The 16,132-nt window shown below is 38.1% G+C and carries 19 protein-coding genes; 17 read left to right on the top strand and 2 right to left on the bottom strand.

Going from position 1 to position 16,132, the window contains the following annotated elements; all coding sequences use genetic code 11:
- Nucleotides 1-366: 366 nt before the first annotated feature.
- The 12 genes from I5435_RS09225 (at nucleotide 367) to I5435_RS09280 (ending at nucleotide 9,040) form a co-directional block, all read left to right on the top strand.
- Entirely contained in the window at nucleotides 367-1,560 is a 1,194-nt protein-coding gene (locus I5435_RS09225) for an NAD(P)/FAD-dependent oxidoreductase (protein WP_105928913.1), read from the top strand.
- Between the two features lie 16 nt (nucleotides 1,561-1,576).
- The gene (locus tag I5435_RS09230; protein WP_024363562.1) at nucleotides 1,577-2,116 is read left to right on the top strand and encodes a helical membrane plugin domain-containing protein; all 540 of its coding nucleotides are present in this window, start codon (nucleotides 1,577-1,579) and stop codon (nucleotides 2,114-2,116) included.
- Between the two features lie 14 nt (nucleotides 2,117-2,130).
- A complete protein-coding gene (locus I5435_RS09235) occupies nucleotides 2,131-3,525 on the top strand; it encodes an MBL fold metallo-hydrolase (RefSeq protein WP_337983648.1) in 1,395 nt (464 codons plus the stop codon).
- Between the two features lie 54 nt (nucleotides 3,526-3,579).
- Nucleotides 3,580-3,945, top strand: a complete 366-nt coding sequence (locus I5435_RS09240) for a sulfurtransferase (RefSeq protein ID WP_107894222.1) — start codon at nucleotides 3,580-3,582, stop codon at nucleotides 3,943-3,945.
- 3 nt (nucleotides 3,946-3,948) lie between these two features.
- Nucleotides 3,949-4,983, top strand: a complete 1,035-nt coding sequence (locus I5435_RS09245) for an ATP-binding protein (RefSeq protein ID WP_337983649.1) — start codon at nucleotides 3,949-3,951, stop codon at nucleotides 4,981-4,983.
- Nucleotides 4,976-5,611 carry a response regulator transcription factor gene (locus I5435_RS09250; RefSeq protein ID WP_024363566.1) on the top strand — a complete coding sequence of 212 codons (636 nt, stop codon included), beginning with the start codon at nucleotides 4,976-4,978 and terminating at the stop codon, nucleotides 5,609-5,611. Before I5435_RS09245 ends, I5435_RS09250 begins: the two co-directional genes overlap by 8 nt.
- Nucleotides 5,612-5,875: 264 nt before the next feature.
- Complete coding sequence (locus I5435_RS09255; RefSeq protein ID WP_024363567.1) at nucleotides 5,876-6,652, top strand: sulfite exporter TauE/SafE family protein; 777 nt, start codon at nucleotides 5,876-5,878, stop codon at nucleotides 6,650-6,652.
- 257 nt (nucleotides 6,653-6,909) lie between these two features.
- Nucleotides 6,910-7,134, top strand: a complete 225-nt coding sequence (locus I5435_RS09260; RefSeq protein WP_024363568.1) for a DUF1659 domain-containing protein — start codon at nucleotides 6,910-6,912, stop codon at nucleotides 7,132-7,134.
- A 17-nt stretch (nucleotides 7,135-7,151) separates the two neighbouring features.
- Nucleotides 7,152-7,373, top strand: a complete 222-nt coding sequence (locus I5435_RS09265; RefSeq protein WP_025219290.1) for a DUF2922 domain-containing protein — start codon at nucleotides 7,152-7,154, stop codon at nucleotides 7,371-7,373.
- Nucleotides 7,374-7,446: 73 nt separating this feature from the next.
- Entirely contained in the window at nucleotides 7,447-7,569 is a 123-nt protein-coding gene (locus I5435_RS09270; RefSeq protein ID WP_080653352.1) for a YvrJ family protein, read from the top strand.
- Between the two features lie 102 nt (nucleotides 7,570-7,671).
- Complete coding sequence (locus I5435_RS09275) at nucleotides 7,672-8,280, top strand: SCO family protein (RefSeq protein ID WP_025219291.1); 609 nt, start codon at nucleotides 7,672-7,674, stop codon at nucleotides 8,278-8,280.
- A gap of 232 nt (nucleotides 8,281-8,512) precedes the next feature.
- Nucleotides 8,513-9,040, top strand: a complete 528-nt coding sequence (locus tag I5435_RS09280) for a DUF1572 family protein (RefSeq protein ID WP_108030569.1) — start codon at nucleotides 8,513-8,515, stop codon at nucleotides 9,038-9,040.
- 83 nt (nucleotides 9,041-9,123) lie between these two features.
- Here I5435_RS09280 and I5435_RS09285 read toward each other — a convergent pair whose 3' ends face one another.
- The gene (locus tag I5435_RS09285) at nucleotides 9,124-10,521 is read right to left on the bottom strand and encodes an alanine/glycine:cation symporter family protein (RefSeq protein ID WP_024363572.1); all 1,398 of its coding nucleotides are present in this window, start codon (nucleotides 10,519-10,521) and stop codon (nucleotides 9,124-9,126) included.
- 292 nt (nucleotides 10,522-10,813) lie between these two features.
- Between I5435_RS09285 and I5435_RS09290 the strand changes: the two genes are divergently transcribed.
- Together I5435_RS09290 and I5435_RS09295 are read left to right on the top strand one after the other, a co-directional pair.
- Nucleotides 10,814-11,506 carry an aspartate/glutamate racemase family protein gene (locus tag I5435_RS09290; protein WP_231786078.1) on the top strand — a complete coding sequence of 231 codons (693 nt, stop codon included), beginning with the start codon at nucleotides 10,814-10,816 and terminating at the stop codon, nucleotides 11,504-11,506.
- Between the two features lie 24 nt (nucleotides 11,507-11,530).
- A complete protein-coding gene (locus I5435_RS09295) occupies nucleotides 11,531-12,586 on the top strand; it encodes a DmpA family aminopeptidase (RefSeq protein WP_337983650.1) in 1,056 nt (351 codons plus the stop codon).
- Nucleotides 12,587-13,033: 447 nt separating this feature from the next.
- Here the strand turns inward: I5435_RS09295 and I5435_RS09300 are convergent, their stop codons facing one another.
- Complete coding sequence (locus I5435_RS09300) at nucleotides 13,034-13,225, bottom strand: PH domain-containing protein (RefSeq protein ID WP_229389447.1); 192 nt, start codon at nucleotides 13,223-13,225, stop codon at nucleotides 13,034-13,036.
- Between the two features lie 286 nt (nucleotides 13,226-13,511).
- Here I5435_RS09300 and I5435_RS09305 point away from each other — a divergent pair, with 286 nt between their 5' ends.
- From I5435_RS09305 to I5435_RS09315, 3 genes are read left to right on the top strand one after another with little or no spacing between them, the layout of a single operon-like run.
- Nucleotides 13,512-14,246, top strand: a complete 735-nt coding sequence (locus I5435_RS09305; RefSeq protein WP_337983651.1) for a M15 family metallopeptidase — start codon at nucleotides 13,512-13,514, stop codon at nucleotides 14,244-14,246.
- A complete protein-coding gene (locus tag I5435_RS09310) occupies nucleotides 14,243-15,037 on the top strand; it encodes a M55 family metallopeptidase (protein ID WP_337983652.1) in 795 nt (264 codons plus the stop codon). The genes I5435_RS09305 and I5435_RS09310 overlap by 4 nt, the downstream gene beginning before the upstream one ends.
- Before the next feature lie 21 nt (nucleotides 15,038-15,058).
- Nucleotides 15,059-16,126 (top strand): dipeptide epimerase, encoded by a 1,068-nt coding sequence (locus I5435_RS09315; RefSeq protein WP_337983653.1) that lies wholly within the window; start codon nucleotides 15,059-15,061, stop codon nucleotides 16,124-16,126.
- The last annotated feature ends 6 nt before the right edge of the window (nucleotides 16,127-16,132 follow it).

Here is a 16,132-nt window from a genome sequence, read left to right on the forward strand (position 1 = left end):
ATATCAAATAACGATTGCACATTTTGTATAGTAGTTTTTTCGTGATGTCAACTTCCGCGTATCGATCCTCCTTATTGTAAGCCGTATTTGCACTTCTATGCGTTTGTGTAGAATACTTGCTGTTGGTTGAATGCATCAACTGTTGTTTCACCCGATGCTGAGAACATCTTAATGGACAGTAGCGTAATCCACTTCTTTAGTGAATAGTGTTTGAATTGCCTTAAAAGTTACATCCACAACTAAAATTAGGGGTTTTCCTTTAAAACAATCATTGTTTAGGGGAAAACCCCTATATTTTTTACATATAGATTTCACTATGATGAGAGTGTAAGTTTCAAACACAAAATGCAGAAAGAAGGAAGAAGCATGAAAAATTCTTTCAAAATTGTCATTGTTGGTGGGGGAACAGCTGGTATATCTGTTGCTGCCCGCTTATTACGAAAATCGCCAAGCCTCAATCATGAAGTGGCGATAATAGATCCAGCCTCAAAACATTATTATCAACCGTTATGGACGTTAGTTGGTGGAGGCGCTGCTAAAAAAGAAGATTCTGAACGTTCTATGGAATCTCTTATTCCAGAAGGTGCAGTATGGATCCAACAACCCGTACTTGAATTTAAACCTGAACAAAACGAAGTCATCCTAGGAGATCAAACATCTATTTCATATGATTACTTAGTTGTAGCAGCAGGGATTGAAATTAACTGGGGTGCCATTAAAGGCTTAAAAGAAGCACTTGGTACAAAATCTGTTTGCAGTAACTATTCATTTGAACATGTTGATTATACTTGGGAAACGATACGCAATTTAAAATCGGGTACCGCCTTATTTACACACCCAAATTCACCTGTAAAATGCGGTGGTGCGCCACAAAAAATTATGCATTTAGCAGAAGATTACTTCCGAAAAACAGGTGTTCGTCAAAATATGCAAGTTGTATTTGGTTCTGCCAATCCAGCCATTTTTGATGTACTGAAATACCGTGAAGCGTTAGAAAAAGTAGTGGAACGCAAACAAATTGATGCACGATTCAGACGTAACCTAATTGAGATTAAAGCGGATGAAAAAATCGCCATTTTTGAAAATCTAGACACTGGCGCAAAAGAGCAATTGAAATATGACATGATTCACGTCACACCTTATATGAATGCACCTAAATTTATTGCGAACAGCCCTTTAGCGGATGACAATGGTTGGGTTGATGTGGATATGTATACATTGCAACATAAGAAATATGCAAACGTTTTTGGCATTGGCGACTGTGCAAACTTGCCAACCTCTAAAACGGGAGCAGCCATTCGCAAACAAGCACCTGTGGTAGCTGAAAATGTTGTGGCATGTATGCGCAATCAAACAATGGACAACACATATAACGGTTATTCGTCTTGTCCAATCGTGACAGGCTACAACAAGCTAATTTTAGCAGAGTTCGACTATAAAAAAGAGCCTGCTGAATCGATGCCATTTAACCAAGCTGTGGAACGTGCAAGCATGTATATGATGAAAAAAGATTTATTACCAATCATGTATTGGGATGGCATGTTAAAAGGAACGATGTAGAAAGGAGGCATGTGTGATGGAAACGAATCCGTTACTAGAGCAACTAAAGCAGCCGGATATTGAAGCAGCGCTCGTATCATTGCTACGTCAATTGCCAACATATGAAAAAAACTTACAAGCCATCGGGAATGTTGTAAGTTTTGGACAAGCGGTATTGCAAGATCAGCAATCCATTCAAAAATATGATGAACTTGTACGAAGCTATAACGTAAATCTCGAAACGGTGGAAGCATTAGTTGGCTTACTAGAAAAATTGCCGAAGCTTTTACAAATGATCAATCAGTTAGAGGATATAGTGGATTTTGTAACAGCTGTGTTAGCCGATCAGCAAACAATTGATTATGCGACAGCAAGTATTAAATCTTACACAGAACCGATTGTAGAAAAAGGAAAACAAGGATACTCGCTCGTCAAAGATATACAACAACAAGCAGAAGCAACAACTGAACCAATTAAACTCTTTACGATTATGAAGTGGTTAAAAGACCCGAGTGTTCAAAAGTCACTGAAATATGTACAAGCAACAATCCAAATTTTAAATAAACAATCCAATTAAAAGGAGAGAATTTTATGTTATTACGTTATTTCTATGATGAAAAATTAGCACATGCTTCTTACATGGTAGGTTGTCAACGAAAAGGCGAGGCAGTGATTGTGGATCCAATGCGCAACATTGAGCCATACATCCAAGTAGCTGAAAAGGAAAATATGAAAATCGTTGGAGCATTAGAAACGCATATCCATGCTGACTTTGTAGCAGGTTCTCGTGAATTAGCTGATCGTTTTGGTGCTACGATGTACATTTCCGATGAAGGCGATGAAAACTGGAAATATCAAAACTTAGAGGGCATTCAACACGTACTATTAAAAGATGGTGACAAATTTGAACTTGGTAAACTTACTTTCGAAGCGATGCATACGCCAGGTCATACGCCAGAATCTATTTCATTCCTATTAACAGATGGTGCAGCAGCAGATAAACCAATTGGAATATTTACAGGTGACTTTGTATTTGCGGGGGATATTGGCCGACCAGACTTATTAGAAAAAGCAGCTGGTATTAAAGGGACTGCTGATGCAGGGGCAAAAGTGATGTATACATCTGTAGAGCGCTTTAAACAATTACCAGACTATTTACAAGTATGGCCAGCACACGGTGCAGGTAGCGCATGTGGGAAAGCACTTGGTGCAGTACCATCGACAACAGTAGGCTATGAAAAACAATTCAACTGGGCAATGCAATTCGACAACGAGCCAGACTTTGTGAAAGCTTTATTAGATGGTCAACCAGAACCACCTTATTACTTTGCAGTGATGAAATCAGTTAATAAAATTGGCATTGAGTTAATTAAAAATTTACCAGAGGTAAAAGCCATTACTACTGTTGAAGAAATTGAAGGCCTGATTGCAGCTGGTCAGCAAGTAGTAGACACGCGAGATGCTCAAGCCTTCTCACAAGGACATATTAAAGGAACGATGAACGTGCCATTTAATAACTCCTTCACAAACTGGATGGGCTGGATTGTTAACTACAAGGAACCGTTATATTTACTTGCTAACCCTGCTCAAATGCCAGACATGTTAATTGCACTTCGCTCAATCGGTATTGACCAAGTACTAGGTTATGCCGATGTAGAAGCGATGATTGAGCAAGCGAATGAACTAGATTCATATGAAAATATTACACCTTCTGAGGCAAAAGCGATGATGGACACAGAAGATGTAGCTGTATTAGATGTGCGTAATCTGACAGAATATAATGAAGAACATATTGAAGGTGCACAGCACATAATGGTTGGTACATTAAAAAATCGTTTAGACGAAGTACCAAATAAAAAACTCATTGTTCAATGTCAAGCAGGTGGTCGTTCAGCCATTGCAGCAAGTGTATTAAAAGCAAATGGCTTCCACAATTTAGTCAATATGACTGGCGGCTACGGTCAATGGGTGAAAGAAGTAAAATAAAGTAATTAGTGCAAAGAGTGCCTTCCATGTGAGGCACTCTTTTTGGAGGTTTCTATGATCATTTTTCTAATTGTTGCCCTAGCCATTGTTTTAGTACGGGCTTATTATATTCGTTTTGTCCCTGTCAAACAGGTGAAAGATATACCGTACCGTCAAGTAGCTGAAGGACATCAAATACTTGATGTACGTGATTACAATACAACCGGCTGTTTAGTTTATAATAGTAAGCATATTCCATACGGCTATTTACCACGTTTTTATAAACAAATCGAAAATCGCCCTGTCCATCTGATAGTAGAGAGTCAAATGGATTTAAATCTGGCTAGCCGCTTTTTACGAAAAAAAGGGTATAGTGTAAATAGCTACACGATGATGAAAAGACCGTGTAAAGTAAAAGGAATGATGTATAAGGAGGTGTAAAGTATGCATTCCCAGCTTCAAAATGAGTATTTACAGCAAATTTATGAGCATATTCAAGATGGGATTATTATTATGAAGGAAAGCAGGGAAATCATTATGATGAACCCTGCTGCACAACGCTTAACTGGTTGGCAAAAAGGTGATTTTGTGCCGTATTGTTCTTATTGTATGACTCGTAAAAGGGAGCAGAGTGAACCAACATGCTATTTAATTGCAAACAATGAAGTGCCTTCATTTTTATCGGAAATGCCCATTTATCATGGTCGAAAGATTGATGTCGAAATGAGTACAGCCGCTATTTATGCTAATGAAAATACAGGGGAAACAGAATATTTACTTGTCTTACGTGATCAGGAAACATTAAAAAAAGCACAAGAGGCTGCCATTAATAAAAAAATGATTCGAGCATTAATCGAAGCAAAGGAATCAGAACATAAACGCTTAGCACAAGAACTACATGATGGAGTTGGCCAATCTTTATTTTCGGTATCTATTGCGTTACAAGCGATTGAATCTTTTGTACAAGATAATGCGCAGTTGAATGAGTATATTTCCGAGGTGCGTGCGGAACTGCAAAAAGTTATGAATGACATTAACGCATACTCTCACCAATTACGACCGCACAGTTTAGACCAATTAGGCTTAGAGCCGACTATTCAGGCGACAATTGATGCGATAAAAAAACAAATAACGGGTTTAGATATTCAATTAACGACACGTGGTCTTGATCGATGTGACCCAGCAGGTGAGATTAATTTATATCGAATTACACAAGAAGCATTGCATAATATTATTAAATATGCAAAAGCAACCCAAGTGCATATCCATATTAAAAAGGACAACACGCATATTTATATGACCATTCAAGATAATGGGATTGGCTTTGAACGAGACAAGATTCAAAATGCAGGGCTAGGGTTAAAGCATATGGAGGAACGGGTCGATCAGTTGGGTGGTACTTGTTCAATTCTGTCCAAAGTAGGACAAGGGACATGTATCGATATCGTCATTCCAAGATGGAGGCCGCAATATGATTAAAATATTACTTGTCGATGACCATGTTTTAATACGGAAGGGCATTGCGCTCCTTTTAGGGAATTATTCAGATATGACAGTTGTAGGAGAGGCAAGTGATGGAGAAGAGGCGATTCAGCTTGCCTACCAGACTGAGCCGAATGTGATTTTAATGGATATATCAATTCCAAATGGGTTGGACGGATTTACTGCGACAAAGGAAATTAAAAAAAATTTACCTGACACAAAAATAATTATGCTGACAATGCATAATGAGATAGCCTATATTCAACAAGCGATGGAAGTAGGAGCAGATGGCTATATTTTAAAAAATAGTCAAGGTGGCGAAATGTACGAAGCGATTCAAAGTGTCTATACAGGTCGTCGCTACTATGAAGTGGGCTTACCAAAAGGTCAACTAGAAAAGTTATTTAAGAAAAAAGGTAAAAACAATGCCGATATCTTATCTACACGTGAGCAGGAAATTGTTCGATTAACCATTTTAGGATTTACGAATATGCAAATTTCAGAAAAGCTATTTATTAGTGCTAAAACGGTAGAAAACCATAAAGCCAACATTATGCAAAAGCTAAATTTAAAAAGCAAGGCAGAGCTTATTCAATACGGTATTACAAATAAGTATATTACGTAGCATACGTGGGCTGCCCAATAAAGTCTTTTTCTTTCTAAAGTCTGACGTTTTGTAATGGAACAACCTTCTATATATCTTCCCTGAGCGATAAAGCAATCTGCTTTATCGCTTTTTCTATGCTAGGGTGTTATATCTATCGTTTTCCTCCTCTTATCGACAATAAATAATCGCCTTTTCTTCTGAAGGATAGGGGCTTCCCCCTATATTTTTAAAGCAATTCACACTCTATACTTAAAGAAAATAAGGTAGAAAGAAGGTGTGACGATGGAGTTTTCATTCATCGTTGTCATATTTTTAATTGGTTTTGTCGGATCATTCGTATCAGGAATGGTAGGCGTTGGGGGATCCATTATTAAATACCCTATGCTTTTATATATTCCACCATTATTTGGGTTAGCAGCTTTCAGTGCACATGAAGTATCCGGTATTAGTGCTATTCAAGTGTTTTTTGCATCGATTGCAGGAGTATGGGCATATCGCAAAAGTGGCTATTTAAACAAATCGCTAATTCTTACTATGGGTACGGCAATTTTAATAGGTAGCTTTATCGGTAGTTTTGGATCCAGCATGTTACCAGAAGCAGCAGTAAATATTGTATATGGTGTTTTAGCCTTAATTGCTGCTGTTATGATGTTTATTCCGAAAAAGCAAATTGACGATAAGCAGTTAGATCAGATTACATTTAGTAAACCATTAGCAGCGGGTTTAGCGTTTGTCGTTGGGATTGGTTCAGGGATTGTTGGAGCAGCAGGTGGATTTTTATTAGTACCAATCTTACTTGTTGTCTTGAAAATCCCAACACGTATGACGATTGCCACTAGCTTAGCGATAACATTTATTTCATCAATCGGTGGAACAGTAGGGAAAATTATGACAGGCCAAATCGACTATGGGCCAGCAGCAATCATGATTGTGGCAAGTTTACTTGCAGCTCCACTTGGCGCAAAAATAGGTGGCAAGCTCAATACAAAAGCACTACAAGCAATTTTAGCAGTATTAATTTTAGGTACAGCTATTAAAACATGGTTAGATATTTTGTAAGTAGTGAAGGTTAAAAATTACATGCTCGTATTGCAACGAGTGGTGATGATGCCACAACCAGATGCTCATTAGATATGAGTATCTGGGCTTTTTTTATGTAGGAATAATGAAGGTGGAAAAAGCGTTTTTTCAGGTAGCAGCGGACTGCTCGATGCCTATCCCAGTCGCTGATGGCTTTCTACGTTAAATTTTCAAGAGAAACATGTCCCTATTTTTACAAATAGCTGTATATATTGTGTAGAAAGGGGGTGTTACGGATGGCAAAAACCCAATTATTAGATGCATCACTTCGCTTAAAGTATGTGGTGGGACATACTGAAACAAATAAGCCGAAATTTGTAATTAAAACCTACCGTAATGTAAACGACACGCATACACCAACAGCGTTAGTAACGGTAGCGAAAGCGATTGCGAGTCTTTCATCAAAGCCACTTGACAGTATTAGTAAGCAAGAAATAACAGAATTGTCGTCATTACAATAAAAAAGGAGGTAGGACTGATGGCAAAAGTTTTAGAGTTGCAATTTCATACAGCATTAGGAAAAACGGCGACGATTGCCATTGATGCACCGAAGCCACATGTTACATCTGCTGAAATTCAACAAGTGATGCAAACAATCATTATGAGTAATGTATTTGGTGGACAAGCAGGTGCTTTGGTTGGCATAAAAGGTGCACGTATGATTGATCGTCAAGTTTCAGCGTTTAACATGAACGAATGAATGACATGGTCTTTGCAGTTGTTGCAAAGACCATTTTTAAGACAAGCAAAGCATGTCGAAAGGAGAGGGCAGTATGGAACAATGGCTGACAATGTTATCTGATATTGGTTTTCCTATCCTCATGTCGTTTTACTTATTACATCGAGTAGAGGTTAAGCTTGATGCGATTCATGATGTGATTGTTTCACTTAAGTGAAGTTGACTTCACAAAGATGTACGAAAGCTGTCACGACAGGTGGTTGTCAACGCTTACATCATTCGATAAGATGGGGGTAGTGTAAGTAGGGAGTGTGTAAAGATGAAAAATAAAGTAATGTGGTTTGTACTACTATTGACTTTAGTGACTGTACTTAGTGCATGCGGGAACGCAAAGTTTAAAGCTGATTATAGTTTGGAAATGCAGGATTTTGAACATATTAATCAACGAGGAGAAACTGTTTCACTAGACAGTTTAAAAGGGAAACCTTGGTTGGGCATGTATATATTTACGAATTGTAATTCAGTTTGTCCACCAATGACGTTTAACATGACGCAAGTGCAAGAAAAGCTGAAGAAAAAAGGGATAGAGGATTATAATATTGTCGCTTTTTCAGTAGATCCTGAGGTGGATACGCCGGAAGTACTAGCTGATTATTTAACGAGATACACTGTACCTGACGAATCTAAATGGAATCTCCTTACAGGATATTCACAGTCATATATTGAGCAATATGCAGTGAAATCAACAAAATTACTTGTCAAAGACGACCCGAATTCAGATCAAGTAATCCACGGTATTCAGTTTTTCTTAGTGGATAAAGACGGAATTCTTGTAAAACAATATGACGGATACGCAAAAGATGCAAACGATGTTCCAATCGATACAATTGTTTCGGATTTAGAAACGTATATAGATGAAAACTTATAACATGATAAGCTAGTGCTACATTGACATAGCGCTAGCTTTTTTGTAGCATGATGACAATACTTCGCGGGTATTTAAGGTTAAATCGCGGGTATTTCATGATTTTTCGCGGGTATTCAGTGGTAAATCGCGGGTAATACCATGCTTTCCGCGGGTATTAACTTGTATCCACAGAGAAATAGTTTGAGAATTGGGAATTGTTTGGGTGACTGGCACAAGGGGGAGGTAGTTAGAAATGAGCATAGGTGAAACATATTTAAAAGCTGTACGAGAAAGATTTAAAACGATTAAAGCGGACGGTGATAAAGCAATCGCACAATTAGATATTGAGCAATTGCACTGGGCTTTCAATGAAGAGTCCAATAGTATTGCAGTCATTGTCAAACATGTAAGTGGCAACATGATTTCAAGATGGACAGACTTTTTAACGACAGATGGAGAAAAAACAACAAGAAATCGTGATGAAGAATTTATTGATAGTATTGATACTAAAGAAGAGCTACTAACTATTTGGGAAAAGGGTTGGCAAGTCTTCTTAGATTCACTACTAAGCTTAACCGAGATGGATTTAATGGCACATGTCTTCATAAGAGGGCAACAACATACAGTGATTGATGCGATAGAAAGACAGATGGCACATTATGCAGCACATGTTGGGCAAATTATCTATGTTGGGAAGCAAATAAAAGGGGAAGAATGGAAAACATTGAGTATTCCAAGAGGGCAATCGCAGCTATTTACAGAAGCGATGAAAAAAAGCTAATTTTTAATTTTCAAAATTGTTTGGGTGTCAGGCACCAAAAAAGCGCCATTCCTTCAAGTAATCCTTGAGGGAATGGCATTTTCTTATGAGCGATGATCTTCCCAACAGTCTGTATTTTTCAAACCTGGGATGGACTTTGCGTAAAATACAGGATTTTTTCCTGCTTTTCGTTGTAGTGTAAAATCATCTAATACACGGAAAGCTATTTTACCAAGTATCATAATTACCGTAATATTGATGAGCGCCATAAGACCCATAAATAAATCCGCTAAGTTCCAAACAAGTTGAACTTGTGCTACGGAGCCGAACATTACCATGGCCAGCACCAGTAGACGATAAACGGTCATCCAGCTTTTATGAGCATTGATAAACTCAATATTGGATTCACCGTAATAATAGTTACCAATAACAGAACTGAATGCGAAGAAAATAATACTAATGGCGATAAAATAAGGAGCCCAGTCACCAACATGCACTGCTAGAGAATTTTGTGTAAGAACGATTCCATTACTTTCACCTGTTTTATATAAGCCCGCTAAAATAATGATAAATGCAGTGGCAGAACAAATCATAATTGTATCAAAAAATACGCCTAAACTTTGCACAAGCCCTTGTTTAGCAGGATGTGATGTATTAGCAGTTGCTGCTGCATTCGGCACACTCCCCATACCAGCTTCATTGGAAAATAAGCCTCGACGAACACCTTGCATAATGGCTACCCCAATGGCACCGCCCGCAGCTTCTTGAAGGCCGAACGCTTGAGAGAAAATAAGTTTAAACACGGTTGGGATTTCCCCTAAATTTGTTACAACGACATAAAGTGCAACGAGTAAATAAAAGACGGCCATTACAGGTACAATTACTTGTGTAAATTTAACAATTCTATGTACACCACCGAAAATGATCATAGCCGTTAACACTACTAATACAATGCCGATAATAAATGGTCTAATATTAAATGCTTCACCTACAGAAGTCGCAATCGTATTAGACTGTACTGCGTTAAAAATAAAGCCAAAGCTTAATGTTAAAAGGATACTAAAAACAATCCCTAACTTTCTATGACCTAATGCCTTTTCTATATAATAGGCAGGGCCACCACGAAAAGTATCGCCGTCTTTTACTTTATACACTTGAGCAAGTGTACTTTCAATAAAAGCGGTTGCCATACCAAGAATGGCAATAATCCACATCCAAAATACGGCACCAGGACCACCGACACCTATAGCAAGTGCAACACCAGTTATATTACCCGTACCTACACGAGACGCTGCGCTAATCGTGAAAGCTTGGAACGGAGAAACCCCCGACTCACCATCTCTTTTTTCTGTTATTAAACGAAACATTTCTGGGAAAAGACGTACTTGTACAAATTTAGAGCCAAATGAAAAATATAATCCAGCAGCTAATAATAATATGATTAAAAGATACGTCCATAGAATATTATTTGTATTATCTACTATATTTGATATCCACTCCATTTATATTCCTCCTTTTTTTAATAAGTTTTAGTCTACACTCTTTTTTTATAAAATATCAAATTTTTAAAAATTCTTAATAATAAAAAGATATTTTTCTCGAAATGATTTGCTGTGTGGTGGTAATATATAGAAAAGGTAAAATGGATACAGTTCACCGTTGTGGTAACACAATACTTTTTCCAAATTAGTATTCAACTTGCTTTTTCTTTTATACCTTTAATTTGAATACATGAAAATGTATCGAGAGCAGTTTATTTAAAAATGACGATTAATAGAATAGGGAGTGGATGATGTGAAAACGATTGGCTTAATTGGTGGTATGAGCTGGGAATCTTCAGCTATGTATTATCGCCTTCTAAATGAGCAAGTGAAGCAACAATTGGGTGGTTTACATTCGGCAAAATGCATTTTATATAGTGTCGATTTTCAAGAAATTGAATACTATCAAGCAAATGAACAATGGCAAAATGCGGGAGAAATACTAGGAGAGGCTGCTTGGTCTTTAGAAAAAGCAGGTGCCGATTTCATTGTGATCTGTACGAATACAATGCATAAGGTCATAGAATTTATGGAAGCGCGTTTGACTATTCCGATTTTACATATTGCCGATGCAACAGCCGTTCAAATTCAACAGGCTGGTCTGCAAACGATTGCGTTGCTTGGCACAAAATATACAATGGAGCAAGATTTTTATAAACATAGAATTGAACAGTTTGGCATAAATGTAATGGTGCCAAACGCGGATGAACGAACAATGGTTAATCAAATTATTTATGAGGAATTATGTTTAGGGAAGATTGAAACAACTTCAAAAGAAAGCTATTTACAAATTATTGAGCGCCTTGTGAAATCAGGTGCGCAAGGAATTATTTTAGGTTGTACGGAGATTGGTTTACTAATACAACAAGAAGATGTCCAAGTCCCTGTTTTCGACACGACTATTATTCATGCGCTTGCTGCTGTAGAACATGCATTAAAAGAGTAAAAAGCATTGAGAAGGGGTGAAAAAATGACACAAAAAGTGCGGGAGTTGGGTATGGTCATTGGCACATTACCAGTCGGTAAAAAAAATTGCATTACGGATGTACAAGGTGTTCAAGTTGGGCATGTCACACTGGATGAAAAGCTAGATGATGTGGGGGCATATGCATGTACTGGGGTGACGGCGATTTTACCACATGGTGGCAATTTGTTTCAACAAAAAGTTACAGGTGCTAGTTATGTGCTAAATGGTTTCGGCAAAACGACAGGACTCGTGCAAGTCAATGAACTAGGTGTTATTGAAGCTCCTATTATGCTAACAAATACGTTTGGGGTGCCCGCAGTAACGCAAGGAACATTGCAATATATGTTAAATACTAATCAGGATATTGGTCTTTCTACAGGGACAATTAATTTGGTTGTTGGGGAATGTAATGATAGTTATTTAAATTCGATTCGAGCTTGCCCAATCACACCAGAGCACGCGCTCCAAGCAATTCGTAATGCGTCCGAAAATACCGCTAAAGAAGGTGCAGTTGGAGCGGGAAAAGGCATGATTTGTTTCGGCTATAAGGGCGGAATAGGTTCTGCATCGCGCATAGTGACTCTAGAACAAGATAAAATTAGCTATACGGTGGGGATTATCGTGCTAAGTAATTTCGGTCATAGCTCAGAGTTTATAGCTGAGCGTTACAATCTGCCAAATCCTAATAGCAATGCTGCGTTCTCACCAACAGATGGTTCCATTATTATTGTGTTAGCAACAGATGCACCGCTTAGTAGTCGCCAATTAACACGTGTTATTAAACGTTGTGGTATAGGGCTTGGACGAACAGGTAGCCATTTCTCTCATGGAAGTGGTGATATTGTCATCGGCTTTACAACGGCACACCATATTGCGCATCATTCGTCCCAACATTTGGAGACACGTATACAGCTACGTGAAGATCATCCTCTTATGAATCATTTATTTACCGCTGCTGCGGAAGCAACAGAAGAAGCTATTTTAAATTCCCTGTCACAAGCGCAAACAACAACGGGTCGAGACGGACACGTAGTAGAAGCCTATTCATTTAAAAAATAAACGAAAAGCTATTGAACATTCGAATGTTTCAATAGCTTTTTTGTTTACATGTTGAACGCTTGCCAAAAAAGCAGTCTCTATAGTGTTTTCTTTTTAGTGTAAATACACCTGATAATCATCTAATACATACATCAACTCTTATGCTATCCACGCGGTACTATTTTACTAACTAGAAAGTCGGGTAACTGGATAGAGGACACCTTTATGTTGCTTCAAGAGGTACATTCTTTACCTAACATTCCTAGCATAATGTGTAAGGGCAATGCTACTGTAGAATGAAAAAAATCAGAGCAGATTGCACTTATTTGAAGCAATGAAACCAGGTTTACGTCCAGAAAAAGAAAAAGTTCAATGAAGAGCTCAGACGCATGCTACTATTCTAGATGCAATTATCAAGGTGAATGGATGGGTTCTTTTGTTGCAACGCTTCTACAAATGCCTGTCTATCTATTGGGAAATCTGAATGGTTTTATATTTTTCGTAATTAATTTCTATGCGATGAACGGAAAGTGATGGTGCCACAAAAGGATTCGTTGTATGCCGATTGGATTTCATTTTAATAAGCCCATACGGTATTTGGAGTGTATCAGTTCGATTTTGTAGCGAGTATTGAACCATATTGTTCTTAATAATTACCATGGTATCACCTCCATAAAAACTTCCCTTTCATTAAGATATTTGGGCAATCATGTCTATTTTTAAAGTTTACTTAATCGCTAAAGTCGTATAAAAAAATAAATGTTTCGACCATATATTGTAGTGTTTAAGCGCTGCATAGCAAATTTTGTATAACGATTAGATAATAACCATTATTATGTAATTATTGTTTTTTTATCTAGTCAACTATGAAGCGGTGTGTTAATATTCAATGAAAATACTGAATTATCTAACAATTTAACATTCTTTACGATAAAAGGTGATGCGAATGCATGAAAAATTATTGCTGCCAATTGCACACGAGACACCGACAAATCCATCCAATCCTATTGTGCTTAACAGTTGTGAGCCATTGATGAACATTGACCACCTACACCCAAGAATCTTTACCCAGCCCGTGTACTATAAACAACAAATTGCTAGTAGCTTACAATCCATTTACTTGCGCCAAGCAGTATATGAGCGATTACAACAAGCTTTATTACTATTACCTGAAAACTATAGTTTGATTGTCTATGACGGATACCGGCCGCTACAAGTGCAACAATATTTATTTACACATTTTGCTGCGCAACTCAAAGACCAACACCCAAACTTCACAAAAGAAGAAATTTTTAACAAGACATTAAAATTTGTCGCTTTTCCAAGGGAGGGGCAAGAGCATCTACTACCACATTTAACGGGAGGTGCCATTGATTTAACGCTCGCAAATAGTAAAGGGAAAGCGTTAAATCTTGGGACAGCATTTGATGAGCTTAGTGAGAAATCTACGACCCGTTATTTTGAACAGCATCCTAATGAAAATAAGGAAGCCTGTGTTCATCGGCGTCTTTTGTATCACTGTATGACGGCAGTTGGCTTTACGAATTATGCTGAGGAATGGTGGCATTATGATTTACACAATATAGCTTGGGCAAGAAGGATAAATGCCAAACAAGCTTTTTACGGTGCAATAGAGGCACAGATTGATGACAATTTGATAAAGGAGTATCGATATTTATGAAAGTCTATATTAGTGCAGATATTGAAGGCATTACAGGCACAACATCTTGGAGTGAAACGGAACTGAATGCGCCTGACTATTATTTTTTTCAAAAGCAGATGACGAAGGAAGTGGCGGCAGCAATTGAAGGTGCCATTTTAGGAGGCGCCACGGAAATTTTACTAAAGGATGCACATGATTCAGCTCGTAATCTTGATATTTCGAATTTGCCAGTTAATTGTAAGGTCATTCGCGGATGGACATATGATCCGATGTGTATGGTAGCCGGACTTGATAGTAGTTTTGATCGTGCTATTTTCATCGGCTATCACAGTAAAGGAGGCAGTGAACGTAATCCATTAGCACACACGCTATGTGTTACTGCTGATATTAAAATCAATGGCGAATACGCAAGTGAATTTCTTATCAATACGTATGCCGCTGCTTTACATGGTGTTCCTGTTTCATTTGTTAGTGGAGATGTTGGACTAACAGAAGAAATTCAATCCTTCAATCGCAATATTGTGACATTTGCTACCAAGGAAGGGGTGGGGAATGCCACAATAAGTGTCAGTCCTCAATTGGCAATTGCTGAAACGCAACGACTTGTGGAAGCCTCTATGAAGGTCTCCCGAGATGACTTACAAGTGACATTGCCTCAGCGATTTATAGTGGAAATAATTTACCGTGACCATACACGCGCTTACCGCAATTCCTTTTATCCAAATGCAACGTTTAAGCCCCATAACACGGTTGAATTTGTCACGGATGATTATTTTGAAGTACTTCGAATTTTACAGTTCTTAACATAAGAATAGACTGTAGGTGAATGTATGAAGATTAAAGATATTGTGGTTGCAACGGTGGAAGCTCCCCTTATTGTGCCATTTAAAACAGCATTAAGAACCGTGCGTAACATTGAAAATATTGCCGTTTATGTGCATAGTGAGCATGGGCAAATTGGCATAGGTGAGGCTGCGCCAACTGCTGTTATTACAGGAGAAACTTTAGGTTCGATTAGAGATGCTATTGAACACTATATTAAGCCGGCCATAGTAGGTATGGATTTACAAGAAATAGCCGTTGTGATGGAGCGAATGGACAACAGTATTTATCAAAATACGAGTGCGAAAGCGGCGGTAGATATGGCGCTTTATGATTTATTAGCTCAGCATCACAAGACCCCATTGTATAAATTATTAGGGGGCTATCGCAAGGCATTAACAACAGATATTACAATAAGCGTGAATAGTGTAGCGGACATGATAAAAGATAGCCTGTCTGCGGTGGAACGTGGCTTTCAAATATTAAAGGTCAAGGTTGGCAAGGATCCAGCGACAGATATCCAGCGCGTGATGGCTATACGGGATGCAGTAGGCAAAGCCATTACATTACGTGTAGATGCCAATCAAGGGTGGACGCCAAAAGAAGCCGTTCGGATAATTCGTGCACTTGAAGATGCAAATAGCAATATCGAATTAGTGGAACAGCCTGTGCACTATGCTGATTTAACCGGCATGCAATATGTAACAGCCAATACGTTGACCAATATTCTAGCTGATGAAAGTGTCTTTTCGGCAAAAGATGCCCTCACTATTATCGAACGACGTGCTGCTGATTTCATCAATATTAAGTTAATGAAAACAGGTGGCATTTTTCATGCGCAAAAGATTTGCCATATTGCAGAAGCGCATGGCATTGCTTGTATGATGGGCTGCATGCTTGAAACAAAAATTAGTGTGAGTGCGGCTGCACATTTTGCTGCATCACAAAAAAATATCACAATGATAGATTTAGACGGACCAAGTTTATGTTTGAAAGATCCTATTGCAGGTGGTCCTATTTTTAACAATGATCGAATCACAATGACGGATGCAAATGGAATAGGATTTTCAAGATAAAAATAC

The sequence above is a fragment of the Lysinibacillus sp. C5.1 genome, from assembly GCF_016350185.1.
Taxonomy (GTDB): Bacteria; Bacillota; Bacilli; order Bacillales_A; family Planococcaceae; genus Lysinibacillus; species Lysinibacillus sphaericus.

What these genes read in the sequence shown, in the direction of transcription:
- I5435_RS09305 (WP_337983651.1), top strand. Translation starts at nt 13,512, where the DNA reads ATGCATGAAAAATTATTGCTGCCAATTGCACACGAGACACCGACAAAT.
- I5435_RS09265 (WP_025219290.1), top strand. Translation starts at nt 7,152, where the DNA reads ATGGCAAAAGTTTTAGAGTTGCAATTTCATACAGCATTAGGAAAAACG.
- I5435_RS09255 (WP_024363567.1), top strand. Translation starts at nt 5,876, where the DNA reads ATGGAGTTTTCATTCATCGTTGTCATATTTTTAATTGGTTTTGTCGGA.
- I5435_RS09235 (WP_337983648.1), top strand. Translation starts at nt 2,131, where the DNA reads ATGTTATTACGTTATTTCTATGATGAAAAATTAGCACATGCTTCTTAC.
- I5435_RS09315 (WP_337983653.1), top strand. Translation starts at nt 15,059, where the DNA reads ATGAAGATTAAAGATATTGTGGTTGCAACGGTGGAAGCTCCCCTTATT.
- I5435_RS09310 (WP_337983652.1), top strand. Translation starts at nt 14,243, where the DNA reads ATGAAAGTCTATATTAGTGCAGATATTGAAGGCATTACAGGCACAACA.
- I5435_RS09230 (WP_024363562.1), top strand. Translation starts at nt 1,577, where the DNA reads ATGGAAACGAATCCGTTACTAGAGCAACTAAAGCAGCCGGATATTGAA.
- I5435_RS09285 (WP_024363572.1), bottom strand. Translation starts at nt 10,521, where the DNA reads ATGGAGTGGATATCAAATATAGTAGATAATACAAATAATATTCTATGG.
- I5435_RS09245 (WP_337983649.1), top strand. Translation starts at nt 3,949, where the DNA reads ATGCATTCCCAGCTTCAAAATGAGTATTTACAGCAAATTTATGAGCAT.
- I5435_RS09225 (WP_105928913.1), top strand. Translation starts at nt 367, where the DNA reads ATGAAAAATTCTTTCAAAATTGTCATTGTTGGTGGGGGAACAGCTGGT.
- I5435_RS09280 (WP_108030569.1), top strand. Translation starts at nt 8,513, where the DNA reads ATGAGCATAGGTGAAACATATTTAAAAGCTGTACGAGAAAGATTTAAA.
- I5435_RS09250 (WP_024363566.1), top strand. Translation starts at nt 4,976, where the DNA reads ATGATTAAAATATTACTTGTCGATGACCATGTTTTAATACGGAAGGGC.
- I5435_RS09295 (WP_337983650.1), top strand. Translation starts at nt 11,531, where the DNA reads ATGACACAAAAAGTGCGGGAGTTGGGTATGGTCATTGGCACATTACCA.
- I5435_RS09240 (WP_107894222.1), top strand. Translation starts at nt 3,580, where the DNA reads ATGATCATTTTTCTAATTGTTGCCCTAGCCATTGTTTTAGTACGGGCT.
- I5435_RS09260 (WP_024363568.1), top strand. Translation starts at nt 6,910, where the DNA reads ATGGCAAAAACCCAATTATTAGATGCATCACTTCGCTTAAAGTATGTG.
- I5435_RS09275 (WP_025219291.1), top strand. Translation starts at nt 7,672, where the DNA reads ATGAAAAATAAAGTAATGTGGTTTGTACTACTATTGACTTTAGTGACT.
- I5435_RS09270 (WP_080653352.1), top strand. Translation starts at nt 7,447, where the DNA reads ATGGAACAATGGCTGACAATGTTATCTGATATTGGTTTTCCTATCCTC.
- I5435_RS09300 (WP_229389447.1), bottom strand. Translation starts at nt 13,225, where the DNA reads ATGGTAATTATTAAGAACAATATGGTTCAATACTCGCTACAAAATCGA.